Source organism: Aliarcobacter vitoriensis, from assembly GCF_003316695.1.
Taxonomy (GTDB): Bacteria; Campylobacterota; Campylobacteria; order Campylobacterales; family Arcobacteraceae; genus Aliarcobacter; species Aliarcobacter vitoriensis.
The window spans coordinates 32,376-47,068 of the sequence record NZ_PDKB01000014.1 but is presented as its reverse complement, the minus strand read 5'-3'; the positions used below and the strand labels follow the sequence as shown (position 1 = coordinate 47,068).

At 28.9% G+C, this 14,693-nt stretch carries 15 protein-coding genes and 1 riboswitch; of the genes, 5 read left to right on the top strand and 10 right to left on the bottom strand.

The window, feature by feature from the left end; translation table 11 throughout:
* Window positions 1-22 precede the first annotated feature (22 nt).
* The gene (locus CRU91_RS08635) at window positions 23-844 is read right to left on the bottom strand and encodes an HDOD domain-containing protein (protein WP_113894822.1); all 822 of its coding nucleotides are present in this window, start codon (window positions 842-844) and stop codon (window positions 23-25) included.
* A 102-nt stretch (window positions 845-946) separates the two neighbouring features.
* Window positions 947-1,047: riboswitch (TPP riboswitch) on the top strand.
* 121 nt (window positions 1,048-1,168) lie between these two features.
* Here CRU91_RS08635 and CRU91_RS08630 point away from each other — a divergent pair.
* The 3 genes from CRU91_RS08630 (at window position 1,169) to CRU91_RS08620 (ending at window position 4,315) form a co-directional block, all read left to right on the top strand.
* Entirely contained in the window at window positions 1,169-1,717 is a 549-nt protein-coding gene (locus CRU91_RS08630; RefSeq protein WP_113894821.1) for a spermine/spermidine synthase domain-containing protein, read from the top strand.
* Window positions 1,718-1,727: 10 nt separating this feature from the next.
* Window positions 1,728-3,080 carry a phosphomethylpyrimidine synthase ThiC gene (gene thiC / locus CRU91_RS08625; protein WP_113894820.1) on the top strand — a complete coding sequence of 451 codons (1,353 nt, stop codon included), beginning with the start codon at window positions 1,728-1,730 and terminating at the stop codon, window positions 3,078-3,080.
* Window positions 3,081-3,142: 62 nt separating this feature from the next.
* Entirely contained in the window at window positions 3,143-4,315 is a 1,173-nt protein-coding gene (locus CRU91_RS08620) for an Mrp/NBP35 family ATP-binding protein (protein WP_113894819.1), read from the top strand.
* A 32-nt stretch (window positions 4,316-4,347) separates the two neighbouring features.
* Here CRU91_RS08620 and CRU91_RS08615 read toward each other — a convergent pair whose 3' ends face one another.
* The 9 genes from CRU91_RS08615 to CRU91_RS08575 all read right to left on the bottom strand — a co-directional run bounded on the left by CRU91_RS08615 (window position 4,348) and on the right by CRU91_RS08575 (window position 10,438).
* The gene (locus tag CRU91_RS08615; protein WP_113894818.1) at window positions 4,348-4,740 is read right to left on the bottom strand and encodes an ectoine synthase; all 393 of its coding nucleotides are present in this window, start codon (window positions 4,738-4,740) and stop codon (window positions 4,348-4,350) included.
* 1 nt (window position 4,741) lies between these two features.
* Window positions 4,742-6,022, bottom strand: coding sequence for a diaminobutyrate--2-oxoglutarate transaminase (ectB, locus tag CRU91_RS08610; protein ID WP_113894817.1), 1,281 nt, complete (start codon window positions 6,020-6,022; stop codon window positions 4,742-4,744).
* Window positions 6,019-6,498: a diaminobutyrate acetyltransferase gene (gene ectA / locus CRU91_RS08605; protein ID WP_222718437.1), complete on the bottom strand. Its 480-nt coding sequence runs from the start codon at window positions 6,496-6,498 to the stop codon at window positions 6,019-6,021. Before ectA ends, ectB begins: the two co-directional genes overlap by 4 nt.
* A 183-nt stretch (window positions 6,499-6,681) precedes the next feature.
* Entirely contained in the window at window positions 6,682-7,026 is a 345-nt protein-coding gene (locus CRU91_RS08600) for a MerR family transcriptional regulator (RefSeq protein ID WP_113894816.1), read from the bottom strand.
* A gap of 26 nt (window positions 7,027-7,052) precedes the next feature.
* The gene (locus tag CRU91_RS08595; protein WP_113894815.1) at window positions 7,053-7,310 is read right to left on the bottom strand and encodes a DUF2116 family Zn-ribbon domain-containing protein; all 258 of its coding nucleotides are present in this window, start codon (window positions 7,308-7,310) and stop codon (window positions 7,053-7,055) included.
* A gap of 91 nt (window positions 7,311-7,401) precedes the next feature.
* Entirely contained in the window at window positions 7,402-8,082 is a 681-nt protein-coding gene (gene hisIE / locus CRU91_RS08590) for a bifunctional phosphoribosyl-AMP cyclohydrolase/phosphoribosyl-ATP diphosphatase HisIE (protein WP_113894814.1), read from the bottom strand.
* Window positions 8,082-8,348: a hypothetical protein gene (locus CRU91_RS08585; protein ID WP_113894813.1), complete on the bottom strand. Its 267-nt coding sequence runs from the start codon at window positions 8,346-8,348 to the stop codon at window positions 8,082-8,084. The genes hisIE and CRU91_RS08585 overlap by 1 nt, the downstream gene beginning before the upstream one ends.
* Before the next feature lie 38 nt (window positions 8,349-8,386).
* Complete coding sequence (locus CRU91_RS08580) at window positions 8,387-9,472, bottom strand: prohibitin family protein (RefSeq protein WP_113894812.1); 1,086 nt, start codon at window positions 9,470-9,472, stop codon at window positions 8,387-8,389.
* Between the two features lie 45 nt (window positions 9,473-9,517).
* Entirely contained in the window at window positions 9,518-10,438 is a 921-nt protein-coding gene (locus tag CRU91_RS08575; protein ID WP_113894811.1) for a branched-chain amino acid transaminase, read from the bottom strand.
* Between the two features lie 118 nt (window positions 10,439-10,556).
* Here CRU91_RS08575 and CRU91_RS08570 point away from each other — a divergent pair, with 118 nt between their 5' ends.
* Window positions 10,557-11,129, top strand: coding sequence for a hypothetical protein (locus CRU91_RS08570; RefSeq protein WP_113894810.1), 573 nt, complete (start codon window positions 10,557-10,559; stop codon window positions 11,127-11,129).
* A gap of 68 nt (window positions 11,130-11,197) precedes the next feature.
* Window positions 11,198-14,671 carry a methionine synthase gene (metH, locus tag CRU91_RS08565; protein ID WP_113894809.1) on the top strand — a complete coding sequence of 1,158 codons (3,474 nt, stop codon included), beginning with the start codon at window positions 11,198-11,200 and terminating at the stop codon, window positions 14,669-14,671.
* Window positions 14,672-14,693 lie beyond the last annotated feature (22 nt).

Genomic DNA, 14,693 nt, shown 5'->3' with positions numbered 1-14,693 from the left:
CTAAATGTTACTTATAGAAGAGTTAAATTGTCTTATTAATAATATTTTTTATTTCATCAATCGAAGCTAAAAAAATATCTATTTCAAAATCAAATAAAGCTAAATCTTCTAAAGCTTTGTGTATATTTTTATCGCATAAGGGCTCTCGTAAATTACAAATTTGGTTTATTATATTTAGAATCACAGCTTTCAATCTAAACTCTTCTGGGCAGTTTAATAAATCTTGTGCAAATAAAATAGGAAGTATTATTTTATAGCTTAAATCCCATTGTTTTAATATATTCGCAGTTATTCTTCCTGTTTTATAACCAGTAAATTTTTCTTCACTTTGTGATAAATCATCACTATTTGAAATATAATTTAAAAATTTTTCTGTTAGTTTATTTTCACTAATTGCTAGAGAGATTATGGGTTTTGAAATATTTTGTAAAAAAGATAAAAGTAAAAGTTCATTTTTTAAAGATTTATCAATTTTCCCTATCCAAATATCTGTAATTCTCATTGCTAAAATATTTGAGTATAAAAAATCATCTATTGTAACAGCATAAGAAAATAAATTTAAATTTATGCTTTTTGTAATTGCCAAGGCTGTTGCCAAAGTCGTAACAAATTCTAAATTTGTAATGGCTATAAGATTTGTAATATTTTGTGGTTTTGTACCAAAATCAAAAATATTAAAATTCATAATTTTTAGAATATCTTGATGAATATTTTTATCTTTTTTTATAAGCATTACTAGATGTTTAGAATTTTTATTTTTAGATTTTCTAAAACTATCAAGTTCAATAATAATATCTGGAAGTTTTTGAATATTATTTATATATTTTGTTAAATTTTTTATCATCTTAAATTAGAATCCCTGAATCTGAATTGTTAAATATTATATGCAATTGTAACTTATAGTTTAAAAACTATACTTTTAAACGTTGTTTATGATAGAATACTTTTTTTATTGCGGGGGGACGCTATTTAGCGTTGAGAAGGTTAAAACCTGACCCTTTGAACCTGTTGGTTAACACCAGAGTAGGAAGCGATTTTAAAATTAAATTTAATAAACTTGATAATAAATTTAATATAAAAGGGGTGCTTTCTTTAAGAAAGTACCCTTTTTTTTACTCAAAAATCCAGCTAACAATAAAAAAACATAACAATCAAAAAGGATTTAACAATGAAAGATAGTAATGTTTTTGCAGAGATGATGGTTCATATTTCTCTTTGCACTCATCAAGAGGCTAAAAATGTTTTGATTATTGGAACAGTTGATGAAGCTATAAAACAAGAAGCAAATAAACACTCTAAAATTTCAAATATTGAGTATGGGGATTTAGATTTTGTATGTACAAAAGAAGATAAATCAGTTGATACTATCATTTTTACAGATGTAAAGCTTGATTTAAAAAGTTTAGCAAATATTTCAAGAGTTTTGAAAAATGATGCACTTATTACTTTTTCTACAAAAGCCTTTTCAAAAGATAAAGATAGATTAATTTCAGATTTAAAACTTGTAGGAGAGAAATTTTGGATAGCTATGCCATTTAGATTTGGTCATAACACATCAATAATAGCATCTAAAAAATATCATCCAACAGCTGATATAAACTTACAAAGAGCAGATTTATTGGATAATTTAGAGTATTACTCTTCTGAAATTCATATGGCATCTTTTGTTTTCCCTGCAAAGGAACACAAAGAATTAACTGGTATAGCAAAAAGATAAAGGAAAAGATATGAGAACTTGGTTAGATAATAACAAAAATGATAAAGTACGAACACAAATGTACTATGCAAAACAGGGAATTATAACTCCAGATATGGAATATGTTGCAAAAGTTGAAAAGCTTGAACCAGAACTTGTAAGAGCTGAAATTGCTCGTGGAAGACTTATAATTCCAGCAAATGTTAATCATAAACATTTAACTCCTATGGCTATTGGAATGGCATCATCTTGTAAGATAAATGCAAATATTGGGAGTTCAGCATTGGCAAGTGATGTAAGTAAAGAAATTGAGAAAGTTGATGTTTGTTTGAAATATGGTGCAGATACTATTATGGATTTAAGTACGGGTGGTGATTTAGATATGATAAGAAGAGCTGTAATCGAACACTCGACAGTTCCTATTGGTACGGTTCCTATGTATCAAATACTACATGATGTTAAAGATAAAATTGAAGATTTGAGTATAGAAAAAATGCTTGAAGTTATAGAAAAACAAGCACAACAAGGTGTTTCATATTTCACAATTCATGCAGGATTTTTATTGGAATTTATGCCACACATTGCAAAAAGAAAAATGGGAATAGTAAGTCGAGGTGGAAGTTTAATGGCTGCTTGGATGATGCACTATCATAAAGAAAATCCATTTTATGAAGCTTTTGATGATATTTTAGATATTTGTAGAAAATATGATGTATCATTATCTTTAGGGGATAGTTTAAGACCTGGATGTTTAGCAGATGCTAGTGATGAAGCACAATTAAGAGAGTTAAAAGTTCTTGGAGAATTAACTTTAAGAGCTTGGGAAAAAGATGTTCAAGTTATGATTGAAGGTCCTGGACATGTTCCTTTAAATCAAATTGAAAGAAATATGAAATTAGAGCGAGAGTATTGCCACGAAGCTCCATTTTATATATTAGGACCACTTACAACAGATATTGGTGCTGGATATGATCATATTTCTAGTGCAATAGGTGCTGCTGTTGGTGGATGGCATGGAGCAAGTATGCTTTGTTATGTTACTCCAAAAGAGCATTTAGGACTTCCTAATGCTGAAGATGTAAGAAATGGAATAATTGCATATAAAATTGCTGCTCATAGTGCTGATATTGCAAGAGGGCGAAAAGGTGCAAGAGATATAGATGATGAGATGAGTGATGCAAGATATGCTTTTGATTGGAACAAACAGTTTGAACTAGCACTTGATCCTGATAGAGCAAGAGAGTTCCATGATGAAACATTACCTCAAGATGTATTTAAAGAAGCAGAGTTTTGTTCTATGTGTGGTCCTAAGTTTTGTTCGTATAAAATTACACAGAAGATTGTAAAAACTCATGGAGAAGCAATAGATAATATGGCAGGATAATTTAAGACAAAAATTATCCTAATTAAAATATAATTCCTTGCTTCAAATAAAAAGGATTTAAAATGAGAATAGAAGATATTAAAAAAGCTTTAGAAAGTGTTAAATATCCTAACTTTTCAAAATCAATTGTTGAATTTGGATTTGTAAAGGATATTTTACTTGATGATAAAAATTGTACAATTTTATTGGATATTACATCAACTGCAAAAGATGTTGAAGAAGAATTAAGAAAAGATATTTCAGCCTGTTTAAGCTCTTTTGGTTTAAATTTAACAATAAATTTTAATAAACCAAAAGAACAAACTCAACAAAGTAATAGTGTAAGTGGAAAAAATATTGCTCCACAGATTAAAAAAATTGTTATGGTGAGTTCTGGAAAAGGTGGAGTTGGAAAATCAACTACAACTGTAAATTTAGCAGTAGCTAGTGCTATGCAAGGTAAAAAAGTTGGTATTTTAGATGCTGATATTTATGGTCCAAATATCCCTAGAATGATGGGTGTAAATGGGATGGAAGTTGAAGTTTTAGGGAATAAAGCAAAACCTTTGAATGCCTATGGTGTTGATGTTATGTCAATGGGTATTTTGATGAAAGAGGGAGAAGCTGTTATTTGGCGTGGAGCTATGATAATGAAAGCAATTCAACAACTTTTAACAGATATTTTATGGGAAGAATTGGATATATTATTTATTGATATGCCTCCAGGAACAGGCGATGCTCAACTAACTTTAGCTCAAAGTGTCCCAGTAAGTGTTGGAATAAATGTAACAACTCCACAACATGTTGCACTTGATGATAGTAGAAGAAGTTTAGATATGTTTCAAAAACTTCATATTCCTGTTGCTGGAATAGTTGAGAATATGAGTGGGTTTATTTGTCCAAATTGTAATACTGAAAGTGATATTTTTGGTATGGGAACTTGTGAAGATTTGGCAAAAGAGTACAATACTCAAGTTTTAGGAAATCTTCCTATAGAACCAGCTATTAGAAAAGGTGGAGATAGTGGAAAACCAATTGTTTATTTTGAACCAGAGTCAATTACAGCAAAAAGATATATGATAGCTGCAGATAAATTGATCTCTATTTTGGATAGCCAAAATGAGGTTTCAAATGCTGATATTCAACCAATTATGCCAGCAGGTGTTAGTGCTTGTTCAACTGAAGGACAAAAAATAAAAGCAGAACATGAAGCTAAAAAAAGTGGTGGATGTGGAACTGGATGTGGTTGCCACTAAAAATATTTTGAATAGGGATTCCTATTCAAAATTTAATTTATTAGTGGATAAACACCATTTTCGTCATGATTTTCCAATCCAGTTAGTGGTGGATTAAACACACAAATAAGCCTCATATCAACACTACCACCATATAAGTAGTGTTCATCGTTATTATTCAAAGCATACATAATTCCATCATAAACATCGTGTATAGTTCCTGTTTTCAAATCTTCAATTTTTCCATTTCCTCCTACACAATAAACAGCTTCAAGATGGTTTTTATAGTGAATGTGTGTTTTTGTATTTGCTTTTATGATTGTTTCATGAAAAGAAAACCCCATTTTATCATCTTTTAAAAGCATTCTTCTACTACACCATTGTCCATCTTTTGCATGTATTTCTTTTGAAGTACGAATAATGTTTTTTATATCTTTTACTATCATTTTAATACTCCTTATTTAATCTATTTGCTTTATCTTTTAGTAGTTTATCAAATGCCTTTTCAAATCTATTAAGACCTTCTATTAGTAAATCTTCACTTATTAAAAGTGGAGGTAAAAATTTTACAACTTGTCCTACTGAACCACAAGTTTCGATTATTAATTGTTCATTAAAACAATAACTTGATAATTCTCCAGCAATATTTGTATCATTTTTTATCTCAAAACCATAAGCTAATCCTCTGCCTCTTACATCTATTGTACAAATATCTCTATGTTTATTTGCTATTTCTTCAAGTTTTGTTTTCAAAATATTCTCTTTATATTTTACTGCATTTGATAAATCATCATTTTTCCAATAATGTTCTAAAGATACTTTTGAAGCAACAAAAGCTAGATTATTTCCTCTAAAAGTTCCTGTATGTTCTCCTGGTTTCCACTGGTCTAAATCAGGTTTGAATAAAAGTAAAGCCATAGGTAACCCTCCACCAATAGATTTTGATAAAGTAACCATATCTGGTTTAATTCCAGCAAATTCAAATGAAAAGAATTCTCCACTTCTTCCATTCCCAACTTGAATATCATCTATTATTAGTAAAATATCAAACTCTTTGCAAATAGAATCAAGTTCTTGTAACCACTCGTTTGAAGCGACATTTATACCACCTTCTCCTTGTATTGTCTCAAGTATAATAGCAGCTGGTAAATCAACACCACTACTACTATCTTCTATAAATTTTCTAAGATATTTTAATGTATTGAAATCTCCAAAATAGCCATCATAAGGCATAAAAGTAGCATTTGTTCTGCTAATATAACTCTCATCTCTATATTGATTATTTCCTGTTACTGCTAAACTTCCTTGGCTTAGTCCATGGTAACCATTTGTAAATGCGATAATATTACTTCTTTTTTTTACAAGACGTGCTAATTTTAATGCTGTTTCAACAGCATTTGTTCCAGTAGGTCCTGTAAATTGAAGTTTATATTCTAAATTTCTAGGGTTTAGTATAAGTTCTTGAAAAGTTTGAATAAACTCTTTTTTTGCAGTTGTTGCCATATCAAGACCATGTACAATACCATCATTTTGTATATATTCTATCAAAGCTTGAGAAATATGTTCATTGTTATGTCCATAGTTTAATGTTCCTGCTCCTGCAAAAAAATCTATATATTCTATTCCTTGTTCATCTGTTAAAATAGAACCTTTTGCTTTTTTAAATATTGTTGGAAAACTTCTTATATATCCACGAACCTCTGATTCAAAATTTTCAAATATTCTCATAATATCTCCTTTTTTATTGTAAATTGTACTTCATCCTCATGAAACCCACAAAAGTCATTTTTTGTAAATAGAACTTTTTTTTCAAGTTTTGTATTAAAATATTGTGCAACTTTTTCAAAAACTTTTGTTGATGATATGTTTGATGGAGAAACAGTAGAAATTAAAAAATCTATTTCTCTTCTATCAATTATATTTTTTATCATACTAAAGGCAAGATTTTTACCTCTATATTGTTCATCAACAGCAACTTGCCAAATAAAAAGTGTTTTTGGGTCTTCTGGAAGATAATATCCTGATACAAAGCCTATAATTTTGTTGTTATTTTCTAAAACACAACAACTTTCTTTAAAATGAGTAGTTTGAAGTAAGTATAAATACTCTGAGTTTAAGTCTAAAATTCTACATTCTTTTATGATATTTACTATATCCTTTGAGTCTTTCTTGACGGGTTTTCTGTAAATAAGATTGGTCAGCATTATTCTCCTTTAAGTATTAAATTATGTAAAAATATTACATATGATATGTAAAATATTTACATAAAATGAGTTATAATTTAACATAAAAATTTTAAATAAAACTTAATAATGCATACAATACATATTGAATTTTGATATTTATTATAATAATGTGTGGAATTTATAGGGATTTATTTTATGAAATTAGAAATTATTTAGTTCTTGTACATCTTTTGTAGATATTGATTTTAGCTTTGTTTCTATGATATTTAAAAACTCTTTTCTATGATTTTCATCCATATTTTCTTCAAGAATTTCTAAAATATATTTTATACCATTGGAATTTATTTTTTTTATACTTGCAAGATAATGGACAAATGCAATCATTTGTATATCATCTATTGAATAAAGTTTTTTAATTGATTTATCTTGGTTTTGTGGTAATAGCAATTTTTCTTCATATATTTTTAGAGTTCTTGTTTTTGTATCTAAAAGTTCAGAAATACTACTAAGTGGTAAAACATTTTTTTGATTATTTAAAAGTGCCATATTTTTACTTTAAAAAAAGTGTGGAATTACCCACACTTATAATACTCTTGAAATAACTCTTCAACTTTTTCTAATACAAGATCTTCATGCCAATTATGTCTTTGGGCGAATGATTTAATCTCATAATCCTTTTCTTCTTTTGTACAAAAAAAGTACAATTTTTTTATAAAAGGTTTTGGTACCGATATCGCAATCTTTTGAAAGTAACTTTCTTTGCAAGTCGGAGAGCAGAAAACCTTTGAAATTGGTATTTTCTTAGAGCAGTATTGACAAGTATTTGTCATTTTAACTCCTTTAAAGCAAGTTTTAAATTGGTGCATTATAACAAGTGATTATTAAATGCAACTTATTTGCATAAGGAATTTTAATAATTTACTAAACTTTTCGTGAATTCTTTTCTTCTATTCCAGAAATATTAAATCTTCTAGCTAACTCTTGTTTTACTCTATCAGGGCTTATATTTTTACTAGCAAGTGCTACTAAAATATGATATGTAACATCGGCTGCTTCGTATATTGCTTCATTTTCATTGTTATCTTTAATAGCAAAACAAAACTCTCCTGCTTCTTCAACAATTTTTTTAAGCATAGAATTTTGTTCACCATTTAAAAGTTTAGCTGTGTATGATTTTTCAATATCATCATTTTTTCTACTTTGAATTGTGTGATATAAAGTATCAACAACTCCATAAGCAGATGAAGTGTCTATTTTTATATCTTCAATTATTGTATTATTTTCAAGTTTTGTAAAGAAACAAGATTTTCTTCCAGTATGACAAGCAACACCTTCTTGAATAACTTTTAGTAAAATTGTATCATTATCGCAATCTAAAAAAATATCAATAACTTTTTGAGTATGGTTTGAACTTTCACCTTTTTTCCAAATTCTATTTTTACTTCTACTAAAATAGTGAGCATATCTTGTTTTAATAGTCAATTCTAAAGCTTCTTTGTTCATATATCCAAGCATTAAAACATCATTAGATGTACTATCTTGAGTAATAACAGGAACTAAATTATTCATTTTTTCCCAATCTACAATTTCAAGTTCTTTCATTAGTTTATTCCTTTAAATTTTGTACCTACATCAATTTTTAGTTTATCAATAGTCATAAGTTCTTTGTTTATATCTAAATCAATACCAAAATCATATTTACTCTCTTCTTTTTCTAACTTAGGATCTTTATATATGAAAATTTCTTTATATTTGTGATTGAGATGATATTTTATAGGAGGCTTTATTTTTAAGACAGATTCTATATTTTTTGCAAACAAAGAGCTAAAAAGTAAAATAATTATAAAAAATATTGAATAAAATCTCATATTGCACTCTCCATATAGATGAGAGCTTAAGCTCTTATCTATTTTTGATTTATTATTGTATCTCTAGGTTTATCTTTTGTATCAACCCAAATATTTGGAGTTGCACCACCTGGAGTTAAGAATATCTTCGCATCTTTATTTTCTCTTAAAGCTTCATTGAATTTACCTTGAACTTCAATTTGTTGCATTTGAAGTAAGTTTTGTGTTAAAGAATCTGCAATCACTTTATTAGCAACAGATTGTGCTTTTGCTTCTATTGTAACTGCATCTGCTCTACCTTGAGCTTCAATTCTTCTAGCTTCAGCCTCCCCACTTGCAAGAGCAGCTCTTTTTTCAGCTTCTTGTTTTGCTCTTAAAACTTCATATCTTACTCTTTCAGCTTCTTGATTTGCTACTTGAACTCTTTCAATTTGTTCTTTGATTTTTTCTGGTAAAACAATCTCTCTTAATTGTACAGATTCGATACTAACAGAACCATCAGCTAGTTCATTTACTTGTTCTTTTATTAAAGTATCAAGTTGAGAAGCTACCTCATTTCTTTGCATTGGTAAAGATTCAGCATTATATCCTCCAACAACATTTCTTACAACATTTCTTACAACTGGGTTTACAATTTTATCTTCCCAAGAAAGTCCCCAAGTTGCAATTGTTGCAGGTGCACCAGAAGCTGTAAGTCTATATTGAACTGTTAATTCAATAGAAACAGGTAAACCTCTACTATCTAAAACACTAATTGCTCCATTTATTTTGATACTTGGGTCAAATCCACTTATTTCTTCAACACTTCTATAGTTTAAAAGTCTTACTTTTGTATCAACTACAATAACTTTTTGTATTACTGGAATATAGAAGTGAAATCCTGGGTTTAATGGAGTTTCATCATATTTTCCTGTTGTTGCTTTGATACCAACTTGTCCAGATTCAATAATAACAAAAGGCTTAAATAAAAATAAAGCTCCAATGATAATAATTACAGCATAAAGCATTCCAGCTTTTTTCCCAAAATTTTTAAAGAACTCTGGAGTTTCAAAAGGTGGTTGGAAATTTCCACCTCCACCATTTCCTCCGTTATTTGGTTTATTACCTTGTTGCCTGTTTTTAAAATAGTCGTTATCTATTGGCATATTTTTCCTTCAAATTAAATTTTTTGTCGTATATAATAATTTATATTAGTTAATATATGTTAAATACTTTGTATATTTTGGATTTTTACCAGTTACTACATCAAAATATGCAGATTGGATTCTTTCTGTTATTTCACCTCTTGAACCACAACCGATAACTCTTGCATCAACTTCTCTAATTGGAGTTATTTCAGCGGCAGTTCCTGTGAAAAATGCTTCATCTGCTACATAAATTTCTTCTCTTGTTATTCTTCTTCTAACAACTTCAATTCCTAGGTCATTTGCTAACTCAATAGCTGTTGCTTGCGTAATTGACTCTAAAGAGTTATCATTTGGTGGAGTTATAAGTTTTCCATCTTTTACTATAAAGAAACAAGCTCCAGATGCTTCAGCAATATATCCTTGATCATCTCTTAGTAAAGCTTCATCATATCCAGCTTCAACTGCTTCATATTTTGCCATTTGAGAGTTTAAATAGTTTGCAACAGCTTTTGCTTTTCCCATACCAGAAGTATTTGGAGTTCTTGTAAATGAAGAAATTTTAACTCTTACACCTTTTTTTAGACCTTCTTCTCCTAAATAAGCTCCCCATTCCCAAGCAGAAATAGATACTTGTACTGGAGCATCTTTATGATAAAGTCCCATTACCCCGTAACCTAAATAAACTAAAGGTCTTAAATAAGCACCATTTGTAAGGTCATTTTTTTGTAATAATTCAACTTGAGCTTTATTTAACTCTTCAAGTGAAAATGGTACATTCATTAAAGTCATTTTTGATGAATTTAGAAGTCTTTGAGTATGTTCATTTAATTTAAATATTGCACATCTTCCATCAACTGTTTTATAAGCTTTTGTTCCTTCAATAGCACCATTTCCATAGTGTAAAGTATGAGAAAGAACATGAACTTTTGCATCATTCCAAGGAGTAAATTCTCCATCCATCCAAATATATTTTGCTTCAGTCATTGTATTTAGTATCCTAAAATTGAATTTTTTAATCAATAATATTATCCAAAAGATAATTAAAATAAGTTCTAAGAATAAAAAATGTAATATAGAAGAAGTTAAAAAAATGGATAAATATATGTTTAAAAATCTCTTTATTATATTAATGATTGCACTTTTTAGTGGATGTTCTTTAAACCAAAAACATCTAAAAGAACCAGAAAAGATACAAATAAATGAAAATCTTTTAAGTCATATAAAATATATTTTATATCTTATAGGAAAAAATGATTTACAGACCTTAAATAAGAGTTATATAAATAGTGAATTTGGATTTTATGAAGTTAATATTGAAGATGGAAAAATTTTAATTACAAATAAGCAAAAATTAGAAGAAATTGATAATTATGTAGGTTCTTTTGAAATAAAAAATGAAGATGTAAATTTTTATTGTAGTCCATATAATGATGCTTTATATGGTTGGAATCAAGATGGAGTTTTTATATCTTTAAATACTGAAAAATATTTGGAAGATTATTTAAATGAACAAAATATTCAAAGAAAAGATTTTATCAAAGAAGTTTTAGAAAATAGTATAGAGGTTATTATTACATACAACACAATATTTTATTTGACAAAAATTGATGATAAATATTATATTACTTTGATTGATGGGGTAAAAACTGATTGTTCTAATTTAGAACTTGAATAGTTTTTAGTAAAGTTAAAATATAATATATACTTATTTAAAAATAAAGATATGATAATAGAAGAAAAAAGATGAAACAAATAATAGAAAATTTGATAAAACAAAGAGTTTTAATTATAGATGGGGCTATGGGAACACAGCTTCAATTAGCAGATATAAAAGATCAAGAGTGGATTTTTGAAAATGAAAACTTAGAAGGTTGTAATGAACTTCTAAATTTAACTGCTCCCCATATACTCGAAAAAATACATGATGAGTATGCACAAGCTGGTGCAGATTTGATAAGTACAAATACTTTTGGTTCTATGCCTTGGGTTTTGGATGAGTATGGAATAGGGCATTTAAGTTATGAGTTATCAAAATTAGGTGCTCAACTTGTAAAAAAATCTTGTGATAAATATACTACAAAAGATAAACCAAAATTTGTTTTAGCATCTATTGGACCTGGTACAAAATTGCCAAGTTTAGGGCATATAAAATATGATGATATGTATGAAGGCTATAAAATTATGGCACAAGGTTTGGCTGATGGTGGAACAGATATATTTTTACTTGAAACTTGCCAAGACCCTCTTCAAATAAAAGCTGCACTTCATGCACTAAATGATGTAGCTCCTAATATTCCAATTATGGTATCAGTAACAATTGAATTAAGTGGAACAATGCTAATAGGAACAGATGCTATGACAATAGCAGCTATCTTATCACCATTTAATATTTTATCACTTGGATTTAACTGTGGAACAGGACCAGTACAAGTGCAAAAACATGTAAAAACTCTAAGTGAAGTTTGTAAATTTCCAATTTCAGTTCATGCAAATGCAGGTTTACCTCAAAATAGAGGTGGGAAAACTTATTATCCTATGCAACCAGCTGAATTTACTGAACTTCAAAAGGAGTTCTTGAACATAAATGGAGTTTCATTTTTAGGTGGTTGTTGTGGAACAACACCACAACATATTGAAGCTTTAGCAAATGCAGTAAAAGATATTGTTCCATTAAAACCTTGTGGATTTTTAAAGGCTTCTTTGGCATCACTATTTAATGTAGTTCCATTAAAACAAGAACCAGCTCCACTTTTAATAGGTGAACGAAGCAATGCAACTGGTAGTAAAGCTTTTAGAGAACTTTTAAAAGCCAATGATTATGAAGGAACTTTGAGTGTAGGGCAACAGCAAGTTCGTGCAGGGGCTCATGTAATAGATGTAAGTGTAGGATTTGCAGGGCGAGATGAAACACATGATATGGATAAAGTTGTAGCTTTATATTCTCAAAAAATATCACTTCCTCTTATGCCAGATTCTACTCAGATAAAAGCTTTAGAAGTTGCTTTAAAACAAATTGGTGGAAGATGTATCATAAATTCTGTAAATTTAGAAGATGGTGAAGAGAAGTTTGATGCAGTTTGTAGCTTGGCTAAAAAATTTGGTGCAGCTCTTGTTTGTTTGGTTATTGATGAAGTTGGAATGGCAAAAGATAAGAAACGAAAACTTGAAGTTGCAGAGCGAATTTATGATTTATGTGTAAATAGACATGGATTTGATGGAAGTGATTTGGTATTTGATATGCTTACATTTACTATTGGAAGTGGTGATGATGAGTATAGAACAGCTGGAATTGAAACTATGGAAGCAATTCGCGAGTTTCAAATTCGTCATCCAGAAGTTGGGACAACTTTAGGTTTATCAAATATTTCTTTTGGGCTTAGTGCAAATGCAAGAGTTTATTTAAACTCTATATATCTTGATCATTGTGTAAAAGCAGGGCTTACTAGTGCTATTGTAAATGTGAAGCATATAATTCCATTAAATAAAATAAGCCAAGAAGACAAAAAAGCTTGTGATGATTTGATTTTTAATAATCAAGAAAATGGTGACCCACTATTTAAATTTATTGAACATTTTTCAAATGCAGTTGGACAAGAAGAACAAAGTGATGAAGAGTATCAAAAGCTTGAACCAATACAAAAAGTTCAAAAACTTTTACTTGATGGTGATAAAGAACGAATGCTACCACTTGTGATGGAGTTAAAAGATACAGTTGCTCCAGAACTTATTGTAAATGAGTGGTTAATTGATGGTATGAAAATCATAGGAGAACTTTTTGGAAGTGGTCAAATGCAACTTCCGTTTGTACTTCAAAGTGCTGAAACTATGAAAGCAACTGTTGATACACTAAATCCATATTTACCAAAACAAGAAAAAGCTAGTGAAACTACACTTATTATTGGAACAGTAAAAGGTGATGTTCACGATGTTGGTAAAAATCTAGTTGATATTATATTAAGTAATAATGGTTTTAAAGTTGTAAATATAGGAATAAAAGCTGATTTATCACAATTTGTTGAAAAATTAAAAGAACACAATGCTCATGCACTTGGAATGAGTGGATTGCTTGTAAAAAGTACAGCTGTTATGAAAGAAAATCTTGAAGAATTACAAAAAATGGGTATAAAAATCCCTATTCTTTTAGGTGGGGCAGCTTTAACAAAAAACTTTGTTGATGATTATTGTCGCCCATTTTATGATGGACCAATTTTTTATTGTAGAGATGCTTTTGATGGAGTTGTTTCTATGCAAAGAATTGAAAAAGGAGATATAAATAACACTGCACTTGCAGCTGATTTAATTGAAAGAATTGATACAAGTGATAGAGTTGAAAAAGAGGTCGTTGAAATACCACCTTATGAAGAGATTTCTATGCCAAAAAGAGAGTTTATTTGTCCACCATATTGGGAAAGAGTTGCAAAAACTGGTGATGAATTGGATAAAGATTTGATTTTCAAATGGATAAATCATAGAGTTTTATTTAGACAAAGATGGGGATATAAAAGAGGAAAACAAACTCCCGAAGCTTTTCAAAAGTATGAAAAAGATGTAGTTGAACCTTTATATGAAGATTTAAAAGCTGAATTGATAGCTAAAAATATTTTTGACCCAATTTCGATTATAGAGTATTTTCCTTGTATATCTCATGATAATAAACTTTATATTTTTGATAAAAAATATATTTTTAATAATCTTGAAGAAGCAAAAAAAGTACCAGCTTTGAGTGAAGCTATAAAAGTTTTAGAGTTTCCAAGACAAAGAAGAAAACCATTTAGATGTATAGCTGATTTTTTTGCAAATGATAGATTGGATGTTGTAGGATTTACACTTGCAAGTGCTGGGTTGAAAATAAGTGATTATGAAAGAGAGTTTTACGACAAAGGTGAATTTACAAAATATTATCAAGTTCACGGACTTGGTGTTGAACTTGCAGAAGCTTTAGCTGAGGTTTTACATAAACAAATAAGACTTGATTGGAATATTGTGCCAAATGAAGGACACAAATTAAGTGATGTTCAGATGAAACAATATGTTGGTTGTAGATATTCTCCAGGTTATGCTGCTTGTCCAGAATTAAGTCAAAATAGAGATATTTTTGATTTGATAAATCCAGAACAATATGGTATAGAACTTAGTGAAACTTTCCAAATGCATCCTGAACAAACAACTTGTGCTATTGTTGTACATAATAAAGAAGCAAATTATTATAATGTTTAAGATAGAATTATTATCAAAAAAT

What these genes read in the sequence shown, in the direction of transcription:
- CRU91_RS08635 (WP_113894822.1), bottom strand. Translation starts at nt 844, where the DNA reads ATGATAAAAAATTTAACAAAATATATAAATAATATTCAAAAACTTCCA.
- CRU91_RS08630 (WP_113894821.1), top strand. Translation starts at nt 1,169, where the DNA reads ATGAAAGATAGTAATGTTTTTGCAGAGATGATGGTTCATATTTCTCTT.
- thiC (WP_113894820.1), top strand. Translation starts at nt 1,728, where the DNA reads ATGAGAACTTGGTTAGATAATAACAAAAATGATAAAGTACGAACACAA.
- CRU91_RS08620 (WP_113894819.1), top strand. Translation starts at nt 3,143, where the DNA reads ATGAGAATAGAAGATATTAAAAAAGCTTTAGAAAGTGTTAAATATCCT.
- CRU91_RS08615 (WP_113894818.1), bottom strand. Translation starts at nt 4,740, where the DNA reads ATGATAGTAAAAGATATAAAAAACATTATTCGTACTTCAAAAGAAATA.
- ectB (WP_113894817.1), bottom strand. Translation starts at nt 6,022, where the DNA reads ATGAGAATATTTGAAAATTTTGAATCAGAGGTTCGTGGATATATAAGA.
- ectA (WP_222718437.1), bottom strand. Translation starts at nt 6,498, where the DNA reads ATGCTGACCAATCTTATTTACAGAAAACCCGTCAAGAAAGACTCAAAG.
- CRU91_RS08600 (WP_113894816.1), bottom strand. Translation starts at nt 7,026, where the DNA reads ATGGCACTTTTAAATAATCAAAAAAATGTTTTACCACTTAGTAGTATT.
- CRU91_RS08595 (WP_113894815.1), bottom strand. Translation starts at nt 7,310, where the DNA reads ATGACAAATACTTGTCAATACTGCTCTAAGAAAATACCAATTTCAAAG.
- hisIE (WP_113894814.1), bottom strand. Translation starts at nt 8,082, where the DNA reads ATGAAAGAACTTGAAATTGTAGATTGGGAAAAAATGAATAATTTAGTT.
- CRU91_RS08585 (WP_113894813.1), bottom strand. Translation starts at nt 8,348, where the DNA reads ATGAGATTTTATTCAATATTTTTTATAATTATTTTACTTTTTAGCTCT.
- CRU91_RS08580 (WP_113894812.1), bottom strand. Translation starts at nt 9,472, where the DNA reads ATGCCAATAGATAACGACTATTTTAAAAACAGGCAACAAGGTAATAAA.
- CRU91_RS08575 (WP_113894811.1), bottom strand. Translation starts at nt 10,438, where the DNA reads ATGACTGAAGCAAAATATATTTGGATGGATGGAGAATTTACTCCTTGG.
- CRU91_RS08570 (WP_113894810.1), top strand. Translation starts at nt 10,557, where the DNA reads ATGTTTAAAAATCTCTTTATTATATTAATGATTGCACTTTTTAGTGGA.
- metH (WP_113894809.1), top strand. Translation starts at nt 11,198, where the DNA reads ATGAAACAAATAATAGAAAATTTGATAAAACAAAGAGTTTTAATTATA.